Consider the following 21,581-nt stretch of genomic DNA (forward strand, 5'->3'; position numbering starts at 1 on the left):
TGTAGCCCCGATGGGATTCGAACCCACGCTACCGCCGTGAGAGGGCGGCGTCCTAGGCCGCTAGACGACGGGGCCAGAACCGATCCGAGCTGCCAGCATAGCTCACCTAACGGGGGGCACCTAATCGCTTGCAGTGGACCGATTTTGCTGGGGTACCAGGACTCGAACCTAGAATGGCTGAACCAGAATCAGCTGTGTTGCCAATTACACCATACCCCATTGGCTGCCTAAAACCGCTGTTCAGAGCGTTTTCCCGTACTTCTTCAAGGGCTGTTGCCAGCATGGGAGTCCGCCGCCGCCAGCCGTTGTCGGCCTTTGCAAACCGCAGTGCAGACTACCAAAGATTTAGACCGCCTCTTGCCGCGCCGCCCCCAGCCGCCCCAGGCTACGGTCACGACCGAGCAGCTGCAGCGACTCGAACAGCGGCGGGCTGATCGTCGTCCCGGTCGCGGCGACCCGGATCGGGCCGAACGCCTTGCGCGGTTTGAGCGCCAGACCGTCGATCAGCGCGGTCTTGAGGGCCTCCTCGATCGCGGCCACGGTCCAGTCCGTCACTTTTTCCAGCGCCGTCAGCGCGGCGTCCAGCACCGCGCCCGCCTCCGGACCCAACTCCTTGGCCGCGGCCTTGGGGTCGATCGCGTATTCGTCGTCGTTGAGGAACTTCAGCAGATCCCACGCGTCACCGAGCACCACGATGCGGGTCTGCACCAGCTCGGCCGCGAACGCGAATTCCGCTTCGTCGAGCTCCAGGCGATGCCCGTGCACGGCGAAGTAGTCGCGCAGCCTGCCGGTGAAGTCGGCCACCTCCAGCATTCGGATATGTTCGGCGTTGAGCGCGTCGGCCTTCTTCTGATCGAAGCGGGCCGGATTGGAGTTGACGTCGACGACGTCGAACGCGGCCACCATTTCGCCGAGGCTGAACAGGTCGTGATCGTCGGCGATCGCCCAGCCAAGCAGCGCAAGGTAATTCAGCAGTCCCTCGGGGATGAAGCCGCGATCGCGGTGAGCGAACAGATTGGACTGTGGATCGCGCTTGGACAGCTTCTTCGTGCCCTCCCCCAATACCGTTGGCAGGTGTGCGAATTCCGGGACCCGCTCGGCCACCCCGATCCGCATCAACGCCTGGTACAAGGCAATCTGACGCGGCGTCGACGGCAATAGGTCCTCGCCGCGCAGCACGTGGGTGATCTTCATCAGTGCGTCGTCGCATGGGTTGACCAAGGTATATAAGGGATCTCCGCTTGCCCGGGTCAGCGCGAAATCGGGCACCGAGCCCGCCGCGAAGGTGGTCCTCCCGCGCACCAGATCATCCCACGCGAGGTCTTCGTCGGGCATGCGCAGCCGCACCACCGGCTTACGGCCCTCGGCCAGATACGCCGCACGCTGCTCCTCGGTCAGCTCGCGGTCGTAGTTGTCGTAGCCCAGCTTGGGATTGCGGCCGGCGGCGATATGGCGAGCCTCGACCTCTTCCGGCGTCGAAAAGGCATGGTAGGCCTCACCCGCCGCGAGCAGCTTGTCCACCACCTCGCGGTAGACGTCGCCGCGCTGCGACTGCCGGTACGGCCCATAGGGTCCACCGACCTCGGGCCCCTCGTCCCAATCCAGCCCGAGCCAACGCAGCGCGTCGAGCAGCGCCAGATAGCTTTCCTCGCTGTCCCGCTCGGCGTCGGTGTCCTCGATGCGAAAGACGAAAGTGCCGCCGGTGTGCCGCGCATAGGCCCAGTTGAACAGCGCGGTGCGGACCATCCCGACATGTGGGGTGCCGGTGGGCGACGGGCAGAACCGAACCCGAACAGTCCCTGGCGCAGTCACGACTTTCCCTTTCGGACCACGGGATTGGACAGGGTGCCGATGCCCTCGATGGAGATGGCGACGGTATCGCCGTCCTCGATGGGGCCGACGCCGGCCGGCGTCCCGGTCAGGATGAGGTCACCGGGCAGCAGGGTCATCACCGCGGAGATCCATTCCACGATGGCGCCGACGTCGTGAATCATCAGCGAGGTGCGGCTGTCCTGCTTGACTTGGCCGTTGACCTCGGTGCGCAACGCGAGGTCGGCCGGGTCGACGTCGGTGACAACCCAGGGACCCACCGGGCAGAAGGTGTCGTGCCCCTTGGCGCGAGTCCACTGGCCGTCGGCCTGTTGCTGATCGCGCGCGGACACGTCGTTGGCGATCGTGTACCCGAGGATGTTGTCGGCGGCCTGGGCGGCGGGCACGTCCTTACACGGCCGGCCGATCACCACAGCCAACTCCCCTTCGAAGTGCACGGGTGATGCGTTGGCGGGCAAGCGGATCGGCACGTTGGGTCCGATGATGGAGGTGTTGGGTTTGAGGAAGATGATCGGATCGGCCGCGGCCGGGCCCGTTGCGAAGTTCGCCATCTCGGCGATGTGGTCGGTGTAGTTCTTGCCGACGCACACCACCTTGCCGGCCAGCATCGGCGCCAGCAGCCGGACGTCGGCCACCGGCCACGAGCGGCCGGTGAACGTCGGGGTGCCGAACGGGTGCTCGGCGATCTCACGGGCAGTCATCGCGCTGGGATCCTCCAGCGGACCCTCGATGCTGACGAAGGAGACACCATCCGGACTGGCGATTCGACCTAGGCGCATTTTGTTGAGCCTAATGACGGCCGTGAGCCTGACAGCAGCCGGGCGCGACCTCGCGTGTGCCACGATGAGGGATGCCCACGGACCCGGGAGTCACGGGCCAACTGAGCGCCGGCGCCCGCTGGTCCGTCATGGTCATTTCGCTATGGGTGACGGCGAGTTCGTTCCTCTTCATCAACGGCGTCGCTTTCCTGATTCCGTCGCTGCAGGCCAAACGCGGGATTCCGCTGACCGAAGCCAGTCTGTTGTCGTCGATGCCGAGCTGGGGAATGGTCGTGACCCTGATCGGTTGGGGCTACCTGCTCGACCGCGTCGGCGAGCGGCTCGTCCTGACAGTGGGCTCGGCGCTCACCGCGGCAGCGACCTATGCCGCGGCGTCGGCCCATTCGATGGTGTTGGTCGGTGCCTACCTGTTTCTGGGTGGCATGGCCGCGGCGAGTTGTAACGCCGCCGGCGGCCGGCTGGTGTCGGCGTGGTTCCCGGTGCACCAGCGCGGCCTGGCGATGGGCATCCGCCAGACCGCCCAGCCGTTGGGAATCGCCCTGGGCGCATTGGTAATGCCCGAGCTGGCCGAACGGGGACTGCACGCCGGGCTGATGTTCCCGGCACTCGCATGCACCTGCTCGGCGGTGGCCTGCGCGGTCGGAATCGTTGACCCGCCGCGCAAACACCGCAAAGCGGCCACTCCGCAAGAATTGGCCAGCCCCTACCGGGAGTCGCTGACGCTGTGGCGAATTCACGCGGTGGCTGGTCTGCTGATGATGCCGCAGACCGTGACCGTGACGTTCATGCTGGTGTGGTTGATGAGGCACCATGGCTGGACCGTCGCCGAAGCCGGCGGTGTGGTCACCCTCTCGCAGGTCCTTGGCGCGCTGGGCCGTGTCGCGGTCGGCCGGTGGTCGGACCGGGTGGGCTCCCGGATGCGCCCGGTACGCATCATCGCCGTCGTCGCGACCTTGAGCTTGTTTCTGCTCACGCTCGCCGACGACGGCGACTGGGGTTTCGAAGTGCCGGTGATGATCGTCGTCTCGGTGATCGCGGTGCTCGACAACGGATTGGAGGCAACGGCGATCACCGAATTCGCCGGGCAATTCTGGAGCGGACGCGCGCTGGGAATCCAGAACACCACCCAGCGGCTGTTCGCGGCCGCGGGCGCCCCGCTGTTCGGTGTGCTGATCGACGCGGCCAAATATCCGACGGCATGGGCGTTGTGCGGGTTGTTCCCTTTGGCGGCAATACCGTTGGTGCCGGCCAAGCTGTTGCCGCCCGGCTTGGCATCCAGCCCAACAGCTACAGCGCGGCCGCGATCCGCTCGCCGACTTCGGCGGTCGAGCGCCGCTCGTCGCGCCGAGACGCCAGATACGTCTCGACCGCTCGGTCCACCCGGCTAGCGGCTTCGGTCTCACTGAGGTGGGCAAGCAGCAGCCCGACCGAGACGATGGCCGCGGTCGGATCGGCGATGCCCTTGCCGGCGATGTCGGGGGCGCTGCCGTGCACCGGCTCGAACATCGACGGGTTGGTCCGCGTGGCATCGATATTCCCGCTGGCGGCCAAGCCGATTCCGCCCGTCACCGCGGCGGCCAGATCGGTGATGATGTCGCCGAACAGGTTGTCGGTGACGATCACGTCGAAGCGTCCGGGGTCGGTGACCAGGAAGATGGTCGCGGCGTCGACGTGTTGATAGGCCACCTCGACGTCGGGATAGTCCGCACCGACTTCGGCGAAGACTCGCGACCACAGTTTCCCGGCGAAGGTCAGCACGTTGTTCTTGTGCACCAACGTCAGATGCTTGCGACGCTGCCGGGCCCGCTCGAACGCGTCGACCACGACGCGACGCACCCCGAACGCGGTGTTGACGCTGACCTCGGTGGCCACCTCATGCACCGTCCCGACCCGGATCGCGCCGCCGTTACCCGTATACGGCCCTTCGGTTCCCTCGCGCACCACCACGAAATCGATCTCAGGGTTGCCCGCTAGCGGGCTGCTGACGCCTTTGTACAGCCGGGCCGGACGCAAGTTGACGTGATGGTCCAACTCAAAGCGCAAGCGCAACAACAGCCCTCGCTCCAGCACGCCACTGGGGACCGACGGGTCACCGATCGCGCCGAGCAGGATCGCGTCGTGCTGGCGCAGCTCGGCGAGCGCAGACTCCGGCAGCAGTTCGCCGGTGGCGTGGAAACGCCGTGCGCCCAGGTCGTATTCGGTCTTCTCTACGCCCGGCTTGACGGCATCCAAAATCTTGACCGCCTCGGCGACTACCTCGGGCCCGATGCCGTCACCACCGATGATCGCCAATTTCATGACAGGTCAACAACTTCCAGCTTGTTCGCGCCGACCGCCTGCGAGATCGCCGAGCGCACGTCGGCGGGCACGTCCTGGTCGAGCCGCAGCAGGATCGTCGCGCTCGGACCCTCGGCGTCCTCGGAGAGCTGTGCGGCCTGGATATTGACCCCGGCCGCCCCCAGCAGGGTGCCGATCTTGCCCAGCGCTCCGGGCTGGTCGATGTAATTGATCACCAGGTTCTTGCCCTGCGCGCGCAGGTCGAAGTTGCGGCCGTTGATCTGGACGACCTTCTCGACCAACTGCGGACCCGACAGCGTGCCCGCGACGTTGACGCTCGAGCCGTCGTGGGTGACGGCGCGCACGTCCAGGACGCTGCGATGGTTGGGACTCTCGGTGGCCGTGCTGATTTCGGCGGTCACGCCGCGCTCGGCCGCCAACGCCGGCGCGTTGACGAAGGTGACCGGGTCCTCGATGATCGCCGAGAACAGGCCGCGCAGGGCCGAAAGCTTCAGCACCTCAACGTCTTCGGACGCCAGCTCGCCGCGCACCTGGACCGACAGCGACGCGGGCAGGCCATCGGTCAGCGCCGCGGCCAGCACGCCGAGTTTGCGCGCCAGGTCCAGCCAGGGCGCCACCTCCTCGTTGACCACGCCGCCGCCGACGTTGACCGCGTCGGGCACGAACTCCCCCGCCAGCGCCAGCCGCACGCTCTCGGCGACGTCGGTGCCGGCCCGGTCCTGCGCCTCGGACGTCGACGCGCCCAGGTGCGGTGTCACCACCACCTGCGGCAGCTCGAACAGCGGGCTGTCGGTGCACGGCTCCTTGGAGTACACGTCGAGACCGGCCGCACGCACATGCCCGCTGGTGATCGCCTCGGCCAGCGCGGCCTCGTCGACCAGCCCGCCGCGCGCGGCATTGACGATGATGACGCCGGGCTTGGTCTTGGCCAGCGCCTCCTTGTCGATCAGGCCTGCCGTCTCGGCGGTCTTGGGCAGGTGCACCGAGATGAAGTCGGCACGGGCCAACAGGTCGTCCAGGGAGAGCAATTCGATGCCGAGCTGCGCCGCCCGGGCCGGCGAGACGTAGGGGTCGTAGGCCACGATGTGGGTGCCGAACGCGGCGATCCGCTGGGCGACCAGCTGGCCGATCCGGCCCAGCCCCACCACTCCGACGGTTTTGCCGAATATCTCCGTGCCGTTGAACGACGACCGTTTCCAGGTGTGTTCGCGCAGCGATGCGTCGGCCGCCGGAACCTGGCGGGCCGCCGAGAGCAACAGCGCCAGAGCGTGCTCGGCGGCGCTGTGGATGTTCGACGTCGGGGCGTTGACCACCAGGACGCCGCGCGCGGTGGCCGCGTCGACGTCGACGTTGTCCAGACCCACCCCGGCGCGGGCGACGATCTTGAGCTTGGGGGCGGCCGCCAGTACCTCGGCGTCGACGGTGGTCGCGGAGCGCACCAGCAGCGCGTCGGCCTCGGGCACCGCTGCGAGCAGCTTCTCCCGGTCCGGACCGTCTACCCAGCGCACCTCGACCTGGTCGCCCAGGGCGGCGACAGTTGATTGAGCGAGTTTGTCGGCGATTAACACAACAGGCAGGTTCACCCGACCAGGTTATAGGCCGGGGTCTGGGCTGTAATTGTCCGATGGACGTCACCGTCGTCGGCAGTGGACCCAACGGGCTTTCCACGGCCGTGATCTGCGCCCGCGCGGGACTCAAAGTGCAGGTCGTCGAGGCGCAGGCCACTGTGGGCGGCGGTGCCCGCACCGCGGCCGACCCAGAATTTCCCGGAGTCGAACACGACATATGCTCTGCGGTGCATCCGCTGGCGCTCGCGTCGCCGTTCTTCGCGGAGTTCGACCTGCCCGCGCGCGGCGTGCAGCTGCAGGTCTGCGACATCGCCTACGGCAACCCGCTACCGGGCCGGCCCGCCGCGATCGCCTACCGCGACCTCGAGCGCACCTGTGCCGAGCTGTCCGACGGCGCGTCCTGGCGGCGGCTGCTGGGCCCGCTGGTGACCGACTGGCCAGCGGTCGTGGAACTGTTGCTCGGCGACAAACGCTCGGCACCCCGTTCGCTGCCCGCCGCGCTGCGCCTGGGGCTGCGGATGCTGGCTCAGGGCACGCCGGCGTGGGGGTCGTTGGGCGGATCCGACGGCCGCGCGTTGTTCACCGGCGTTGCCGCCCATGTGCTTTCGCGGATGCCGTCCCTGACGGCGGCCGGTGCCGGGTTGATGCTGGCGACGCTCGGCCATGCGGTCGGCTGGCCGATCCCGGTGGGCGGCAGCCAAGCGATCACCGACGCGCTGCTCGCCGACCTGCGCGCACACGGCGGCGAGGTGACCACCGGCGTCGAAATCAGCGAGCCGCCCGGGCCGTCGGCCGGAGTTGTCGCATACGACACCGCGCCCACCGCACTGCTGCGGATATACGGTGCAGCGCTACCGGAACACTACGCAAAAGCATTGCGCCGCTACCGTTATGGGCCCGGTGTCGCCAAGGTCGATTTCGTGCTCAGCGACGAGATCCCGTGGTCGGATCCGCGGCTGAGCCAGGCTCCCACCCTGCATCTCGGCGGCAGCCGGGAGCAGATGGCGCTGGCCGAAAAGGAGATTGCGGCCGGCCGGCACGCGCGGTGGCCGATGGTGCTGGCCGCCGCACCGCACATCGCCGATCCCGGCCGCATCGACAGCCAGGGCCGCCGCCCGTTCTGGACGTATGCGCACGTCCCGTCGGGTTCGACCCTCGATGCGACCGAGGCCGTCACCGCAACCGTCGAGCGGTTCGCCCCGGGCTTTCGTGACGTGGTGGTCGCCGCCCGGGCGATACCCGCCGCCCACCTGAGCGACCACAACGCGAACTACGTAGGCGGCGACATCGGAATGGGCGGGAATTCCGCGTGGCGCGCGATCGCCGGGCCCACGCCGCGCCTAGACCCTTGGCGCACAACGATTCCCAAGGCCTATCTGTGTTCGGCGGCCACACCGCCGGGCGGCGGCGTGCACGGTATGGCCGGCTACTACGCCGCACGCAGCCTGCTGCGCCGCGAGTTCGGCATGGACATGCCTAGGCTTGCGCCATGACCAAACTCGCGATCATCTATTACTCGGCCACCGGCCACGGCACCACGATGGCCAACCGGGTCGCCGCGGCGGCGCAGGCCGCCGGCGCCCAAGTGCGGGTGCGTCCCGTCGCCGAGACGCGTGATCCGCAATCCTTCGCGCAGAATCCCGCCTGGACGGCGAACTACAACGCCACCAAGGACCTGCCGGCGGCCACCGGCGACGACATCGTGTGGGCCGACGCCGTGATCTTCGGCTCGCCCACCCGATTCGGTTCACCGGCGTCGCAGCTGCGCAACTTCCTGGACTCGCTGGGCGGGCTGTGGGCCGAAGGCAAGCTGGCCGACAAGGTGTACGCGGGCTTCACGTCCTCGAACACCGTGCACGGCGGCCAGGAGACCACGCTTGTCGCGCTCTACCTCACGCTGATGCACTTCGGCGGCATCCTGGTGCCGCCGGGCTACACCGATCCGTGCAAGTTCGTCGACGGCAACCCCTACGGCGCCAGCCTGATCACCACGCACGACAACATCGACGAGTTCGACGACGCCACCGGCAACGCGCTGGAGCACCTGGCCCGCCGCGTCGTAACGATCGCCGATCGTCTGGCGTCGCCCTAGATCACCGAGCGTGAAACTATTGCGAGAATCGGGCGGAAAATTCGCAACAGCTTCACACTCGATGACGCGAACTACGCCGTTTCGGTGATCGGGCGGTCGACCCAGCTCATCAGGTCGCGCAGCTTCTTACCGGTGACCTCGATGGGGTGCTCGGCGTTCTCCTTGCGCAACTGCTCGAGCTGCTTGTTGCCGCCCTCGACGTTGGCGACCAGCTTCTTGGTGAATTCACCACTCTGGATGTCGCGCAGAATCTCTCGCATTCGCTCCTTGGTGCCGGCGTCGATGACCCGCGGGCCCGACAGGTAGCCGCCGAACTCCGCGGTGTCGGACACCGAGTAGTTCATCCGGGCGATGCCGCCCTCGTACATCAGGTCGACGATCAGCTTCAGCTCGTGCAGCACCTCGAAGTACGCCATCTCCGGCGGGTAGCCCGCCTCGACCATCACGTCGAAACCGGTCTTCACCAATTCCTCTGTGCCACCGCATAACACGGCCTGCTCACCGAACAGGTCGGTCTCGGTCTCATCCTTGAAGGTGGTCTTGATGACACCCGCCCGGGTGCCGCCGATCGCCTTGGCGTAGGACAGCGCCAGCGCCTCGCCCTGGCCGGTCGGGTCCTGGTCGACGGCGATCAGACACGGCACGCCCTTGCCGTCGACGAACTGCCGGCGCACCAGGTGCCCGGGCCCTTTCGGCGCGACCATCGCGATCGTGACGTTGCCGGGCGGCTTGATCAGATCGAAATGGATGTTGAGACCGTGACCGAAAAACAGTGCATCGCCGTCGTTGAGGTTCGGCTCGATGTCGTTCTTGAAGATGTCGGCCTGGGCGGTGTCGGGCGCCAGCAGCATGATGACGTCGGCCCACTTGGCGACCTCGGCGGGCGTGTCTACCTCCAGACCCTGCTCGGCGACCTTGGCCCGCGACTTCGAACCCTCCTTGAGTCCGACACGCACCTGCACACCGGAGTCGCGCAAGCTCAGCGAGTGCGCATGCCCCTGGCTGCCGTATCCGATCACGCCGACCTTGCGACCCTGGATAATCGACAGGTCGGCGTCGTCGTCGTAGAACATCTCTAGTGGCACGGTGAATCTCTCTTTCTTATTCGACTTTTGGAATGTGTATCGCTTATTTGGCGGTGCCGATTCCACGCGGCCCCCGGGATAGCGACACCACTCCCGATTGGACGATCTCGCGGATACCGAACGGTTCCAGCACACGCAGCAGCGCTTCGAGCTTGCCGCGGGTACCGGTCGCCTCGACGGTCAGCGAATCCAGCGATACGTCGACTACCTTGGCGCGGAACAGGTTTGCCGCTTCGATTACCTGGCTGCGGGTACCGGAATCGGCCCGCACCTTGATCAGCGCCAGTTCGCGAGCCACCGAGTTGTCCTCGTCCTGCTCGACGATTTTGATGACGTTGATCAGCTTGTTGAGCTGCTTGGTGACCTGCTCGAGCGGAGTCTCCTCGGCGGAAACCACGATGGTCATCCGCGACATGTCCTTCTGCTCGGTGGCACCCACAGCCAGCGACTCGATGTTGAAACCACGCCGCGAGAACAGTGCCGCGACGCGCGCGAGCACACCCGGCTTGTCTTCGACCAACACCGAGAGTGTGTGTGTCTTGGCGTACATGTCAGGCGTGCCCTTCGGTTTCGTCGTCGAACAGCGGCCGAATTCCGCGGGCGTGCTGAATCTCGTCATTGCTCGTCCCGGCGGCCACCATCGGCCACACCTGTGCATCCGCGCCGACGATGAAGTCGATCACCACCGGGCGGTCGTTGATGGCGCGCGCAGCCTTGATCGCGTCGATGACGTCTTCCTCACGCTCACAACGGATTCCGACACAACCCAGCGCCTCGGCCAGCTTGACGAAGTCCGGGATGCGATGGGAGTGCGTGGCCAGGTCGGTCTGCGAGTAGCGCTCCTCGTAGAACAGGCTCTGCCACTGCCGCACCATGCCCAGGTTGCCGTTGTTGATCAGCGCCACCTTGATCGGCACGCCCTCGATCGCGCAGGTGGCCAACTCCTGGTTGGTCATCTGGAAGCACCCGTCACCGTCGATCGCCCAGACCTCGGCCTCAGGGCGAGCGACCTTGGCGCCCATGGCCGCTGGGATCGCGAAGCCCATGGTGCCCAGGCCGCCGGAGTTGAGCCAGGTGCGCGGCTTCTCATAAGAGATGAACTGGGCCGCCCACATCTGGTGCTGCCCCACGCCGGCGACGTAGATCGCGTCGGGCCCGGCGATCTTGCCGAGCTGCTCGATCACGTATTCGGGGCTGAGGCTGCCGTCGCTCTGCGGGCCGTAACTCAGCGGATACGTCGACTGCACCTCGTCCAGATATGCCCACCAGGCGGTCATGTCGATCTTGCCCGGGGTTTCGTACTGGCGCAGCATCGCGATCAGGTCGGTGATGACGTTCTTGACGTCGCCCACGATCGGCACGTCGGCGACCCGGTTCTTGCCGATCTCGGCCGGGTCGATGTCGGCGTGGATGACCTTCGCTTCGGGCGCAAAGGAATCGAGCTTTCCGGTCACCCGGTCGTCGAAGCGGGTGCCCAGCGCGATCAGCAGATCGCTGCGTTGCAGCGCGGCCACCGCGGCGACCGTGCCGTGCATGCCCGGCATCCCTAGGTTCTGCCGGTGGCTGTCCGGGAACGCGCCCCGCGCCATCAGCGTGGTGACCACCGGAATCCCGGTCAGCTCAGCCAAATCCCGCAGCTGCTCGGTCGCCTCGCCGCGGATGACGCCGCCGCCGACGTACAGCACCGGTTTGCGCGCACGCGCGATCAGCTTGGCGGCTTCCCGGATCTGCCGGCTGTGCGGCTTGGTGTTCGGCTTGTAACCGGGCAGATCCATTTTCGGCGGCCAGCTGAACGTGCATTGACCCTGCAGCACGTCCTTCGGGATGTCGACGAGCACCGCTCCCGGACGCCCCGAAGCGGCGATGTGGAAGGCCTCGGCCATCACCCGCGGAATCTCGTCACCCGAGCGGACCAGGAAGTTGTGCTTGGTGATCGGCATTGTGATGCCCGAGATGTCGGCCTCCTGAAAGGCGTCGGTCCCGATCAGTGACCGCCCGACCTGCCCGGTGACGGCGACGACGGGGATCGAGTCCATCTGCGCATCCGCCAGCGGGGTCACCAGATTGGTGGCACCGGGACCTGAGGTGGCCATCATGACGCCGACCTTGCCGGTGGCGTGGGCATAGCCACTTGCCGCGTGACCGGCACCCTGCTCGTGCCGAACCAGCACGTGCCGCAGCTTTTTCGAGTCGAACAGCGGGTCGTACACCGGCAGCACGGCGCCGCCCGGGATGCCGAAGATGACCTCGACGTCGAGTTCTTCCAACGACCGGATTACCGACTGGGCACCGGTAACTTGCTGCGGTGCAACATGTTTCGTTTGCTTGGCCGGAACTTCTGCGGTGCCTTCCGCGGCGCCCGGCGCCCAGTCGTCTCCATTGTGCGACTTGGGTGTCTGTGACCTGGTGGGTGCGCTCACTCTGGTGATTGTCCTCTTAGTCCTGATTTGGCTGGGGAAGTTTCGTTGATACGCAAGAAAAAACCCCCGTCAGCTCTCGCTGATCGAGGGTTGCGCGTTGGTGCCGGATCGCTTCACATACTGAAGGAACTAGTCACGCACCAACGCGCGGCTAATTACTACGAGCATCCCGGGCATTCCGGTGGTCTCCATAGCCCCCGACGGTAGCCTTCGCACTGCTCAACCGTCAAATCCGGTGCGGCGGGGCCCCGTCATGGCCCTGCCGGCATCACCCGCGGCGCCACGGAGTCATCGGCGCGACCCGGGGTGAAATGATGCTGGGGTGGCCTCTGGTTCTGCAGCCCCGACACCCGTGCCCGTAGTGATCAAGATCTCACCGATGGCGCACCTAGCCGTCGGATTTCTGACGCTCGGATTGCTGATCCCGGTGCTGGCCTGGCCGCTATCGGCCCCACTGCTGCTGATCCCGGTGCTGTTGTCCGCATTGATCATCCGGCTGCGCACCGTGGCCGACAACCAGGGTGTGACGGTGCGAAACTTGATGAGCAGCCAAACGGTCGGCTGGGACGACATCGACGGGCTGCGCTTCCACCGTGGTTCGTGGGCGCGCGCCAGGCTCAAGAGCGGAACGGAACTGCGCCTGCCGGCGGTGACTTTCGCGACACTGCCGCAGTTGACGGCGGCCAGTTCGGGGCGAGTGCCCAACCCTTACCGCTGAGGGCGAACGAGCGATTCAGGCGATCGGATTGACGCCGTTGAGCAGCACCCACACCGCGATACCGGCGGCGATGCCGGCGAGCAGGGCCACAAACGACCCGATGAAGGGCCGGTGCGCCCATCCCCTGTTGGCATCCAGGCCATAACGGCCGGGCCCGGCCAGAATGATCGCAACCGCGAGGACGATCAGCGTGATCTGGTACTCGTGGCCCTGCGGCAGGAAGTACGCGAACGTGTGTGGCCGCGCCGACACGCTGACCAGCAGCTCATTGATCAAAAACGCCAGCGCGCCCGCGGCGGCTACCGGGGTGAACAGACCCAGCACCAGCAGCACACCCGCGGCGATCTCGCCCCCGGCGCTGACGTAGGACAGGATGTCGGCGTGCTGGTAGCCCGCGTCGGATAGTGAGTTTTTGAAGCTGGTCAGGCCCTGACCGCCCCACCAGCCGAACAACTTCTGTAGCCCGTGCGCGCCGAGCACCACCCCGAGGCCGACCCGCAGCACCAGCAAACCCAGACTCTGGGTGCCGCGCCTTCCGATCGCGCGTTGCCGTTCGTAGTCCTCACTCGGGTCGATCTCGGCGGGCTCGGCCGCCAAATGCCGTGGGGCCGGCTGCGGCTGCACGTACGGCAGCGGCTCCTGCTGGTCGAGGACGTTGTAGGCCGGCCCGGCGGGGGCGGCGACCTGATTCGGGTCTTGGTAGGGGATGACGGACGTGGTTCCGAAGTCGCCCGGATACCCGACGGGGGTCAGGTCATCTTCCGGGTCGACCAACCGTGCCGCGGCTGGGCGCCCCGGTACCTGCCCGGGAACTTCGCCGGGCCGCTGCCAAGATGCGTCATTCGATTGACCGGTCACGGGTGTCAGGGTAAGGGCATTTAGGCCCGAATTGGGGATTTGAGCGGCGCTTTCGCCGGGTAATCGGCGGCTTGACCATTAAATGGGCCCGGATTGACTCCAAACGGGCTCGGCGGGGTTCCGAAATGGTGAACGCGTGCTGAAAACAGCCACGCCGTCGGTCGCTGGATCGGCGTCGCGCTGCCCGTGCGGGCCCGCCTGTGGCGCCGGTGCCCGCCCTGTCCGTAGCCTGTCGATCATGCGTTTGGGGTGGCCGGTTCGGTGCGGGCTCGCTGCGCTGTGCGCGGCCATGCTGGTCGCGACGGGCTGCGCGCGGTTCAACGACGCCGCCTCCGCGCCGTTCACCACCGCCCCCGAACTCAAGCCGCAGCCGAGTTCGACGCCTCCCCCGCCGCCGCCGCTGCCGCCCACGCCGTTCCCCAAAGCCTGCCCCGCCCCCGGGGTGATGCAGGGATGTCTGGAGAGCACCAGTGGCCTGATCATGGGGCCCGACAGCAAAACCGCCTTGGTCGCCGAGCGCACCACCGGCGCGGTCAAAGAGATCTCGGTCAGCGCCGAGCCCAAGGTGAAGCTGGTCATCCCTGTCGACGGATCCGGGGATGGCGGCTTGATGGACATCGTGCTGTCGCCGACCTACTCCCAGGACCGGCTGATGTACGCCTACATCAGCACACCCACGGATAACCGGGTCATCCGCATCGCCGACGGCGATATCCCCAAGGACATCCTGACCGGGATCCCCAAGGGCGCCACCGGCAATAGTGGGGCGCTGCTGTTCACCAGCCCGACCACGCTGCTGGTGCTGACCGGCGATGCGGGCAACCCTGCCATAGCCGCCGATCCGAAGTCGTTGGCGGGCAAGGTGCTGCGCATCGAGCAGCCGACCACGGTCGGTCAGGCGCCACCGACCACCGCGCTGTCCGGCGTCGGCTCGGGCGGCGGACTGTGCGTCGACCCGGTGGACGGCTCGCTGTATGTCGCCGACCGCACGCCGACCGCGGACCGGTTGCAGCGCATCACCAAGGCCTCAGAGGTCTCCACGGTGTGGACGTGGCCGGACAAACCCGGTGTGGCCGGATGCGCGGCAATGGACGGGACCGTGATGGTCAACCTGGTCAACACCAAAATGACGGTGGCGGTGCGGCTTGACCCGAAATCGGGTGCGGTCACCGGGGAACCCGACGTCGTCCGCAAGGACACGCACGCCCACGCGTGGGCGCTGCGGATGTCGCCGGACGGAAACATCTGGGGCGCCACCATCAACAAGACCGCCGGCGACGCCGAAAAGCTCGACGACGTGGTGTTCCCGCTGTTCCCGCAGGGCGGCGGCTTCCCGCGCAACAACGACGACAAGGCCTGACGAAAAGGCCCAGCGCTCGCGGCGTACGCCTGCTGCGCTAGGACTGCCCGCAGGCGGCCAGCACCAGCTCGCGTACCCGGGCGGCGTCGGCCTGACCACGGGTGGCCTTCATGACCGCGCCCACGATCGCGCCGGCGGCCGCAACCTTGCCACCGCGGATCTTCTCCGCCACATCGGGATTGGCGGCCAGGGCCTCTTCCACGGCCGCCTGGGTGACCGAGTCGTCGCGCACCAGAGCCAGGCCACGTGCGGTCATCACCTGCTCGGGTTCGCCTTCTCCGGCCAGCACACCTTCGACGACCTGGCGGGCCAGCTTGTTGGACAGCTTGCCCTCGTCGACAAGTGCGATCAGCGCGGCGACCTGAGCGGGCGTGATGGCCAGCTCGTCCAATTCGATGTTCGCCTCGTTGGCCTTCTGCACCAGGAAGTTTCCCCACCAAGACCGGGCGTCCTTGCTGGTGGCGCCGTGCTTGATGGTGGCGGTGACCAACTCGACCGCGCCGGCGTTGACCAGATCGCGCATCACCTCATCGGATACGCCCCACTCGTCCTGAATCCGCTTGCGGCTCAACCAGGGCAGCTCGGGGATCGTCTGGCGCAATTGCTCGACCAGCTCTCGGCTGGGCGCGACGGGTTCCAGGTCGGGCTCGGGGAAATAGCGGTAATCCTGCGCGGTTTCTTTGGCGCGGCCGGGACTGGTGTATCCCGCCTCGTGAAAGTGTCTGGTTTCCTGCGTGATTGAGCCGCCGGAAAGCAGAACGGCAGCCTGGCGCTGCATTTCGTAGCGCACCGCGACCTCGACGCTTTTCAGCGAGTTGACGTTCTTGGTCTCGGTCCGGGTGCCGAATTCGGTGGCACCGGTGGGCTTGAGCGAGACGTTGGAATCACAACGCATCGAGCCCTGGTCCATCCGAACATCGGATACCTCCAAGGCGCGCAACAGGTCTCGCAATGCCGTCACATAAGCCCGGGCAATCTGCGGCGCCCGGGCTCCGGCTCCCTCAATGGGCTTGGTGACGATCTCGATCAGCGGGACGCCGGCGCGGTTGTAGTCGATCAGCGACGTCGTCGCACCGTGGATGCGTCCCGTCTCGCTGCCCAGGTGGGTGAGCTTGCCGGTGTCCTCTTCCATGTGGGCACGTTCGATCTCGACCCGCCAGGTGGTGCCGTCTTCCAGTGGCGCCTCGAGGTAGCCGTTGATCGCGATGGGCTCGTCGTACTGCGAGATCTGGTAGTTCTTCGGCATGTCCGGATAGAAGTAGTTCTTCCGGGCGAAGCGGCACCACGGCACGATCTCGCAATTGAGCGCGAGTCCGATGCGGATCGCCGACTCCACCGCTTTCTGGTTGAGCACGGGCAGCGAACCGGGCAGCCCCAGGCACACCGGGCACACCTGGGTGTTGGGTTCGGCACCGAATGTGGTTGAGCAGCCGCAGAACATCTTCGTCGCGGTGGACAGCTCGACGTGTACTTCCAGCCCGAGCACGGGATCGAAACGTGCGATGACGTCGTCGTAATCCAGCAGCTCAGCCGCTCCGGAAGTAACAGTCATGGCAACGATCCTAATGGTGCCCCAGCGGGGGCATCACAGCCCAGGCTCGGGACAAGCGGCTCAGCGCCACGACCGCAGCGCAGCTTCTCGCTCCGGCCGGCCGACGATGAAGTCGCCCAGCGCGGCGGCGAGCTCCAGGTAGGCGCATCGGCTTTCCCTACTCAGCCGGTCCAGCCCGAGCTCTTTGCCCTCGCGCACGTGCCGATCGAATGGCAGCGTCACCGTGGCCGCAACGCGCGCCGACAGGGCCTCGAATTCCTTGGTGACCACGCCGTCCAGCTTGGCCGGCTCGGTGTAGTTCATGGCAAGCACTGTCGACTTCAACAAGCGGCGATGTCCGTTGTTGGACAACCACTCCAGTGTTGTCCTGGTCTTGCGCACCGCGTCGATCGACGTGCCCGAGACCACGACCAGAGCGCGCGCCTCGGGCAGCACCGCGTCCATCACGCCGGAGTTGATCGCCTTGACGCAATCCACCAGCACCAGCGAATAGTGCTTGCGCAGAATCGAAAAGGTCTTGGCGATGTCCTGGCGCTCCAGCCGCCAGTCGGTGTGGCCGTAGTCGGGCAGCCCGAGCACTTCGAGGCCGAAGCTGTTCATATGGGTATGCGCGCGCACCTCGGCATACTGGGTCACCGAATCGCGCGCCAGCAGGTCGGCCAGGCTCAGCGGGTTGCGGCGACCGTGGCGCTCCGCCAGGTCGCCGGCGTCGATGTCGACGGCGATGACCCGGTCGCCGCGCGCCTCGGCCAGCGTGGAGCCGAGCGCCTCGACCACCGCGGTCTTGCCGACGCCGCCTTTGAAGTTCAGCACCGCGATCGGAAACGCACCACCCGTCGGCGCACCGATGCGCTCGCGCAGCTCCCGCTCGTATGCGGCGTGCTTGCCGGGGCCGAGGTCGATTCCGGTCACCCGGTGGATCGCCGCTCGCCAGTTGAACCTGCTCGGCTGCGACTCCCCCCGGAAGTCCAGGCCGTCGAGGGCGGTCCCGCCCAATGTCAGGTCGCGACGGTATGGTGCCGCGGCTCGCCGTGCCCGGGCCAGCCGGTTGGGCGTCGCGGGCCCGCTTGACCAGGCCGGCTTCGCGGGCAGGCGCGGCTCGGGCACCGTGGCCGCCGTCGGGTCGGCATTGGCTCGCCAGCTCGGCACCGAAGCCGCGGGCCCGGCGGAGCTCGACGGATGTGCCGGAGCAGCAGACAGCGCTTTGACTCCGCGAACTCCCTCGCGGTTGCTCATAACGGCTGGTGTAGCCGTTTCGTCCCGGTGGTTAAACTCCGAAATTCCGCCCGTTCCGCAGCGCGGGCCGGTTGAGCCGGCAATTTCACACAACCGTCAGGCTGCTGCCATCGGCCGTTTGCCCGCCGCTGCGTCAGCTAGAGCTGCCGGTCCGCGGCGGTCTCAGCCGAAGAACGCGGCGGCCTCATCGTGGCGTGCGTCGGGCACCAGCTTGAGGTGGCGGGTGGCGTCGGCCAGCGAGACACGTCCGATGTCCTGCCCGCGCAGCGACACCATCTGGCCGTATTCGCCGGCGTGCGCGGCGTCGGCGGCGTTGACGCCGAACCGGGTGGCCAGCACGCGATCGTAGGCCGTCGGGATGCCGCCCCGCTGGACGTGGCCCAGCACGGTCACTCGCACGTCCTTGTTGATTCGCTTCTCCACGGCAACGCCCAGCTGCGCAGCGATGCCGGTGAATTTCTCATGGCCGAATTCGTCAATCCCGCCCTCCCGCAACGGGATCGACCCGGGGATCGGCTTGGCTCCTTCGGCCACCACGCAGATGAAGTGCGAATCCCCGCGCTGGAAACGGCGTTTGACGAGCCGGCACACATCCTCGATGTCGAAGGGCTGCTCGGGAATCAGCGTCATGTGCGCGCCGGATGCCAGCCCGGCGTTCAGCGCGATCCAGCCGGCGTGGCGGCCCATCACCTCCACCAGCATCACTCGCTGGTGCGACTCGGCGGTGCTGTGCAGACGGTCGATGGCGTCGGTGGCCACGGTCAGCGCGGTGTCGTGACCGAAAGTGACGTCGGTGCAGTCGATGTCGTTGTCAATCGTCTTCGGCACTCCGACGACGGGAACATTCTCCTCCGAAAGCCAGTGTGCGGCCGTCAGCGTGCCCTCGCCGCCGATCGGGATGAGCACGTCGATGCCGTTGTCGTCCAGGGTCTGCTTGATCTGGTCCAGCCCGGCCCGCAACTTGTCGGGATGCACGCGAGCGGTGCCCAGCACTGTCCCGCCCTTGGCCAGCAGCCGGTCATTGCGATCGTCGTTCTGCAGCTGGATGCGCCGGTTCTCCAGCAACCCGCGCCATCCGTCCTGGAAGCCGACGACCGACGAGCCGTACCGGGCGTCGCAGGTGCGCACCACCGCCCGGATGACGGCGTTGAGCCCCGGACAGTCGCCGCCCCCGGTGAGAATTCCGATCCGCATCCTCTTATCTTGCCTGTCTAAGCCGCCGTCGGGGCAAATCGGGGCGGCGTACGGCTAGACGGTCGGCGCGGCCGGTAAGGGCCCACGCGCCGCTTCGTAGGCGGCACCGACGCGATAAAGGCGATCGTCGGCCAGCGCGGGCGCCATGATCTGCAGGCCCACCGGCAGCTGGTCGTCGGGCGAGAGTCCCGACGGCACCGACATTCCGCAGTGCCCCGCCAGGTTCAGCGGCAGCGTGCACAAGTCGAACAGGTACATGGCCAGCGGATCGTCGACCTTCTCCCCCAGCCGGAACGCGGTGGTCGGGGTTGTCGGCGACACCAGCACGTCGACGGATTTGTAGGCCTCGTCGAGGTCACGGGCGATCAGGGTGCGCACTTTCTGGGCCTGGTTGTAGTAGGCGTCGTAGTAGCCTGCCGAGAGCGCGTAGGCGCCAATCATGATGCGGCGCTTGACTTCTGGACCGAAGCCGGCGGCCCGGGTCAGCGCCATCACTTCCTCGGCGCTGTGGCTGCCGTCGTCACCGACCCGCAGCCCGTAACGCATCGCGTCGAAGCGCGCCAGGTTGCTCGACACCTCCGACGGCAGGATCAGGTAGTAGGCCGCCAGCGCGTAATCGAAGTGCGGACAGTCGACTTCGCTCACCTCGGCACCCAGCGCGGTCAGCTGTTTGACCGCCTCCTCGAACGACGACAGCACTCCGGGCTGATAACCCTCACCACGCAGCTGGGAGACCACACCGATTCGCACGCCGCTCAGATCGCCGGCGGCACCGGCGTTGGCGGCGCCGACCACGTCGGGCACCGCGGCATCGACGGAGGTCGAATCCATCTGGTCGTGGCCCGCGATCACCTGATGCAGCAGGGCCGTGTCGAGCACGGTGCGCGCGCAGGGGCCGCCCTGATCCAGCGACGATGCGCAGGCCACCAGGCCGTAGCGCGACACCGTGCCGTAGGTGGGCTTGACGCCGACGGTCGCGGTCAGCGCGGCCGGCTGGCGGATAGAGCCCCCGGTGTCGGTGCCGATGGCCAGCGGCGCCTGGAAGGAAGCCAGTGCCGCGGCGCTGCCACCGCCGGAGCCGCCGGGCACCCGCTCGAGGTCCCACGGGTTGCGGGTGGGGCCGTAGGCGGAATTCTCCGTCGACGAACCCATCGCGAACTCGTCCATGTTGGTCTTGCCCAGGATCGGGATGCCCGCCGCGCGCAGCCGGGCCGTGACGGTGGCGTCGTAGGGCGACCGCCAGCCCTGAAGGATCTTGGATCCGCAGGTGGTGGGCATATCGACGGTGGTGAACACGTCTTTGAGCGCCAGCGGCACGCCGGCCAGCGCCGACGGCAGCTGCTCCCCGGCCGCCACCGCCTCGTCGACCGCGGCCGCCGCCGACAGCGCCTCGTCGGCCGCGACGTGCAGAAACGCGCCGTACCGGTCGTCGGTCGCCGCGATCCGGTCCAGATAGGCCTGGGTGATCTCAACCGACGACAGCTCCTTGGCGGCGACCTTGGCGGCCAGCGTCGCGGCGTCGGACCGGATGATCTCGTTCACTCGCTGTCTCCGAGGATCTGCGGGACGGCGAAGCGGCCGTCGACGGCCGCGGGCGCAGCGGCCAGCGCCTCCTGCTGGGTCAGGCACGGCCTGGTCTCGTCCGGGCGGGTGACGTTGACGTCCTTGAGCGGGTTGTCGGTCGGCTCGACGCCGGTGACGTCGACCGCCTGGATCTGGCTGACGTGGGTCAGGATGGCGTCGAGTTGGCCGGCGTAGCTGTCCAGCTCGGTATCGGTCAACGCCAGCCGGGCCAGCCTGGCCAGGTGCGCGACCTCGTCGCGGGAGATCTGGGACACGAGCGAAAAGCCTATCGGTGCTGCGGTCACGCGCATGCAGCTGGCACCCACCCTGCGGAAATGCCGTAAGCGCGGCTCTGTGCGACAGTGGGCGCGTGCCGTCGTACCTGTTGCGCATCGAGCTCGTCGACCGCCCCGGAAGCCTGGGCGCGCTGGCGGTTGCGCTCGGTTCGGTGGGCGCCGACATCCTGTCGCTCGACGTCGTCGACCGCAGCGCGGGGTACGCCACCGACGACCTGGTCATCGAACTGCCCGTCGGGGCCATGCCCGACACGCTGATCACCGCGGCCGAGTCCCTGAACGGTGTACGGGTGGACAGCGTGCGCCCGCACACGGGTCTGCTGGAAGCGCATCGCGAGCTGGAACTTCTCGACCACGTCGCCGCGGCCAAGGACAAGGCGGCGCGGCTGCAGGTGCTGGCCGACGAGGCGCCCCGGGTGCTGCGGGTGAGCTGGTGCACGGTGTTGCAGGGCGCCGAGGGCGAACTGCGGCGCCTCGCCGCGAGCCCGGGCGCGCCCGAAACCCGCGCGGTATCGGCTCCCTGGCTGCCGATCCAGGAGGCCGCGACGCTGGACGGCACCGCCGAGTGGGTGCCGCAGGCGTGGCGCGACCTGGACATCACGATGGTCGCCGCGCCACTGGGCGACCCACAGACCGCGGTGGTGCTGGGCCGTCCGGGTCCCGAATTCCGGCCGTCGGAGGTGGCCCGTCTGGGCTACCTGTCCGGCATCGTGGCCACCATGCTGCGCTGAA

General features: G+C 67.4%; 19 protein-coding genes and 2 tRNA genes. 6 read left to right on the forward strand and 15 right to left on the reverse strand.

The genetic code is table 11. The annotated features are described in order from the left end of the window. Nucleotides 1-2: 2 nt before the first annotated feature. The 4 genes from AAHS21_RS26150 to AAHS21_RS26165 all read right to left on the reverse strand — a co-directional run bounded on the left by AAHS21_RS26150 (nt 3) and on the right by AAHS21_RS26165 (nt 2,609). Nucleotides 3-75: transfer RNA gene (locus AAHS21_RS26150), tRNA-Glu, on the reverse strand. 72 nt (nt 76-147) lie between these two features. Further along, a tRNA-Gln gene (locus tag AAHS21_RS26155) sits at nt 148-219 on the reverse strand. Nucleotides 220-345: 126 nt separating this feature from the next. Further along, a complete protein-coding gene (gltX, locus tag AAHS21_RS26160; protein ID WP_342930435.1) occupies nt 346-1,812 on the reverse strand; it encodes a glutamate--tRNA ligase in 1,467 nt (488 codons plus the stop codon). After that, a complete protein-coding gene (locus AAHS21_RS26165) occupies nt 1,809-2,609 on the reverse strand; it encodes a fumarylacetoacetate hydrolase family protein (protein ID WP_096285956.1) in 801 nt (266 codons plus the stop codon). Before AAHS21_RS26165 ends, gltX begins: the two co-directional genes overlap by 4 nt. Nucleotides 2,610-2,680: 71 nt before the next feature. On the opposite strand from AAHS21_RS26165, the gene AAHS21_RS26170 reads away from it, so the two are divergent. Then, nucleotides 2,681-3,997 carry an MFS transporter gene (locus AAHS21_RS26170; protein WP_342930436.1) on the forward strand — a complete coding sequence of 439 codons (1,317 nt, stop codon included), beginning with the start codon at nt 2,681-2,683 and terminating at the stop codon, nt 3,995-3,997. On the opposite strand, the gene AAHS21_RS26175 is transcribed toward AAHS21_RS26170, so the two are convergent. Further along, nucleotides 3,897-4,907 (reverse strand): 3-isopropylmalate dehydrogenase, encoded by a 1,011-nt coding sequence (locus tag AAHS21_RS26175; protein ID WP_342930437.1) that lies wholly within the window; start codon nt 4,905-4,907, stop codon nt 3,897-3,899. The two genes, AAHS21_RS26170 and AAHS21_RS26175, sit on opposite strands and share 101 nt — an antisense overlap. Continuing rightward, nucleotides 4,904-6,490: a phosphoglycerate dehydrogenase gene (gene serA / locus AAHS21_RS26180; RefSeq protein WP_342930438.1), complete on the reverse strand. Its 1,587-nt coding sequence runs from the start codon at nt 6,488-6,490 to the stop codon at nt 4,904-4,906. The genes AAHS21_RS26175 and serA overlap by 4 nt, the downstream gene beginning before the upstream one ends. Before the next feature lie 41 nt (nt 6,491-6,531). Between serA and AAHS21_RS26185 the strand changes: the two genes are divergently transcribed. Together AAHS21_RS26185 and wrbA are read left to right on the forward strand one after the other, a co-directional pair. Next, nucleotides 6,532-7,968, forward strand: a complete 1,437-nt coding sequence (locus tag AAHS21_RS26185; protein WP_342930439.1) for an NAD(P)/FAD-dependent oxidoreductase — start codon at nt 6,532-6,534, stop codon at nt 7,966-7,968. After that, entirely contained in the window at nt 7,965-8,567 is a 603-nt protein-coding gene (gene wrbA, locus AAHS21_RS26190) for an NAD(P)H:quinone oxidoreductase (protein ID WP_342930440.1), read from the forward strand. Before AAHS21_RS26185 ends, wrbA begins: the two co-directional genes overlap by 4 nt. Before the next feature lie 71 nt (nt 8,568-8,638). Here the strand turns inward: wrbA and ilvC are convergent, their stop codons facing one another. The 3 genes from ilvC to AAHS21_RS26205 are packed head-to-tail and all read right to left on the reverse strand — an operon-like array spanning nt 8,639 to nt 12,072. After that, entirely contained in the window at nt 8,639-9,640 is a 1,002-nt protein-coding gene (gene ilvC, locus AAHS21_RS26195; protein ID WP_342930508.1) for a ketol-acid reductoisomerase, read from the reverse strand. A 55-nt stretch (nt 9,641-9,695) separates the two neighbouring features. Next, nucleotides 9,696-10,202 carry an acetolactate synthase small subunit gene (gene ilvN / locus AAHS21_RS26200; RefSeq protein WP_090601096.1) on the reverse strand — a complete coding sequence of 169 codons (507 nt, stop codon included), beginning with the start codon at nt 10,200-10,202 and terminating at the stop codon, nt 9,696-9,698. 1 nt (nt 10,203) lies between these two features. After that, nucleotides 10,204-12,072: an acetolactate synthase large subunit gene (locus AAHS21_RS26205; protein WP_342930441.1), complete on the reverse strand. Its 1,869-nt coding sequence runs from the start codon at nt 12,070-12,072 to the stop codon at nt 10,204-10,206. 379 nt (nt 12,073-12,451) lie between these two features. On the opposite strand from AAHS21_RS26205, the gene AAHS21_RS26210 reads away from it, so the two are divergent. Next, nucleotides 12,452-12,790 carry a PH domain-containing protein gene (locus tag AAHS21_RS26210; RefSeq protein ID WP_342930442.1) on the forward strand — a complete coding sequence of 113 codons (339 nt, stop codon included), beginning with the start codon at nt 12,452-12,454 and terminating at the stop codon, nt 12,788-12,790. A 15-nt stretch (nt 12,791-12,805) separates the two neighbouring features. Here AAHS21_RS26210 and AAHS21_RS26215 read toward each other — a convergent pair whose 3' ends face one another. After that, nucleotides 12,806-13,648 (reverse strand): DoxX family protein, encoded by an 843-nt coding sequence (locus tag AAHS21_RS26215; RefSeq protein WP_342930443.1) that lies wholly within the window; start codon nt 13,646-13,648, stop codon nt 12,806-12,808. A gap of 238 nt (nt 13,649-13,886) precedes the next feature. Between AAHS21_RS26215 and AAHS21_RS26220 the strand changes: the two genes are divergently transcribed. Next, complete coding sequence (locus AAHS21_RS26220) at nt 13,887-15,008, forward strand: PQQ-dependent sugar dehydrogenase (RefSeq protein ID WP_342930444.1); 1,122 nt, start codon at nt 13,887-13,889, stop codon at nt 15,006-15,008. A 37-nt stretch (nt 15,009-15,045) separates the two neighbouring features. Here the strand turns inward: AAHS21_RS26220 and gatB are convergent, their stop codons facing one another. The 5 genes from gatB to gatC all read right to left on the reverse strand — a co-directional run bounded on the left by gatB (nt 15,046) and on the right by gatC (nt 20,828). Then, nucleotides 15,046-16,560 (reverse strand): Asp-tRNA(Asn)/Glu-tRNA(Gln) amidotransferase subunit GatB, encoded by a 1,515-nt coding sequence (gene gatB, locus AAHS21_RS26225; RefSeq protein WP_342930445.1) that lies wholly within the window; start codon nt 16,558-16,560, stop codon nt 15,046-15,048. 60 nt (nt 16,561-16,620) lie between these two features. After that, nucleotides 16,621-17,796, reverse strand: a complete 1,176-nt coding sequence (locus AAHS21_RS26230) for a MinD/ParA family protein (RefSeq protein ID WP_342930446.1) — start codon at nt 17,794-17,796, stop codon at nt 16,621-16,623. Between the two features lie 162 nt (nt 17,797-17,958). After that, complete coding sequence (locus AAHS21_RS26235; RefSeq protein ID WP_342930447.1) at nt 17,959-18,990, reverse strand: ATP-dependent 6-phosphofructokinase; 1,032 nt, start codon at nt 18,988-18,990, stop codon at nt 17,959-17,961. A 54-nt stretch (nt 18,991-19,044) separates the two neighbouring features. Beyond that, nucleotides 19,045-20,532, reverse strand: a complete 1,488-nt coding sequence (gatA, locus tag AAHS21_RS26240) for an Asp-tRNA(Asn)/Glu-tRNA(Gln) amidotransferase subunit GatA (protein ID WP_342930448.1) — start codon at nt 20,530-20,532, stop codon at nt 19,045-19,047. Then, nucleotides 20,529-20,828 (reverse strand): Asp-tRNA(Asn)/Glu-tRNA(Gln) amidotransferase subunit GatC, encoded by a 300-nt coding sequence (gene gatC / locus AAHS21_RS26245; protein ID WP_342930449.1) that lies wholly within the window; start codon nt 20,826-20,828, stop codon nt 20,529-20,531. Before gatC ends, gatA begins: the two co-directional genes overlap by 4 nt. A 95-nt stretch (nt 20,829-20,923) precedes the next feature. On the opposite strand from gatC, the gene AAHS21_RS26250 reads away from it, so the two are divergent. Further along, on the forward strand, nt 20,924-21,580 hold the full coding sequence (locus AAHS21_RS26250; protein WP_342930450.1) for an amino acid-binding protein: 657 nt from the start codon (nt 20,924-20,926) through the stop codon (nt 21,578-21,580). Nucleotide 21,581: the final 1 nt, after the last annotated feature.

Source organism: Mycobacterium sp. 050272, assembly GCF_039023525.1.
In the GTDB taxonomy this organism is placed as follows: Bacteria; Actinomycetota; Actinomycetes; order Mycobacteriales; family Mycobacteriaceae; genus Mycobacterium.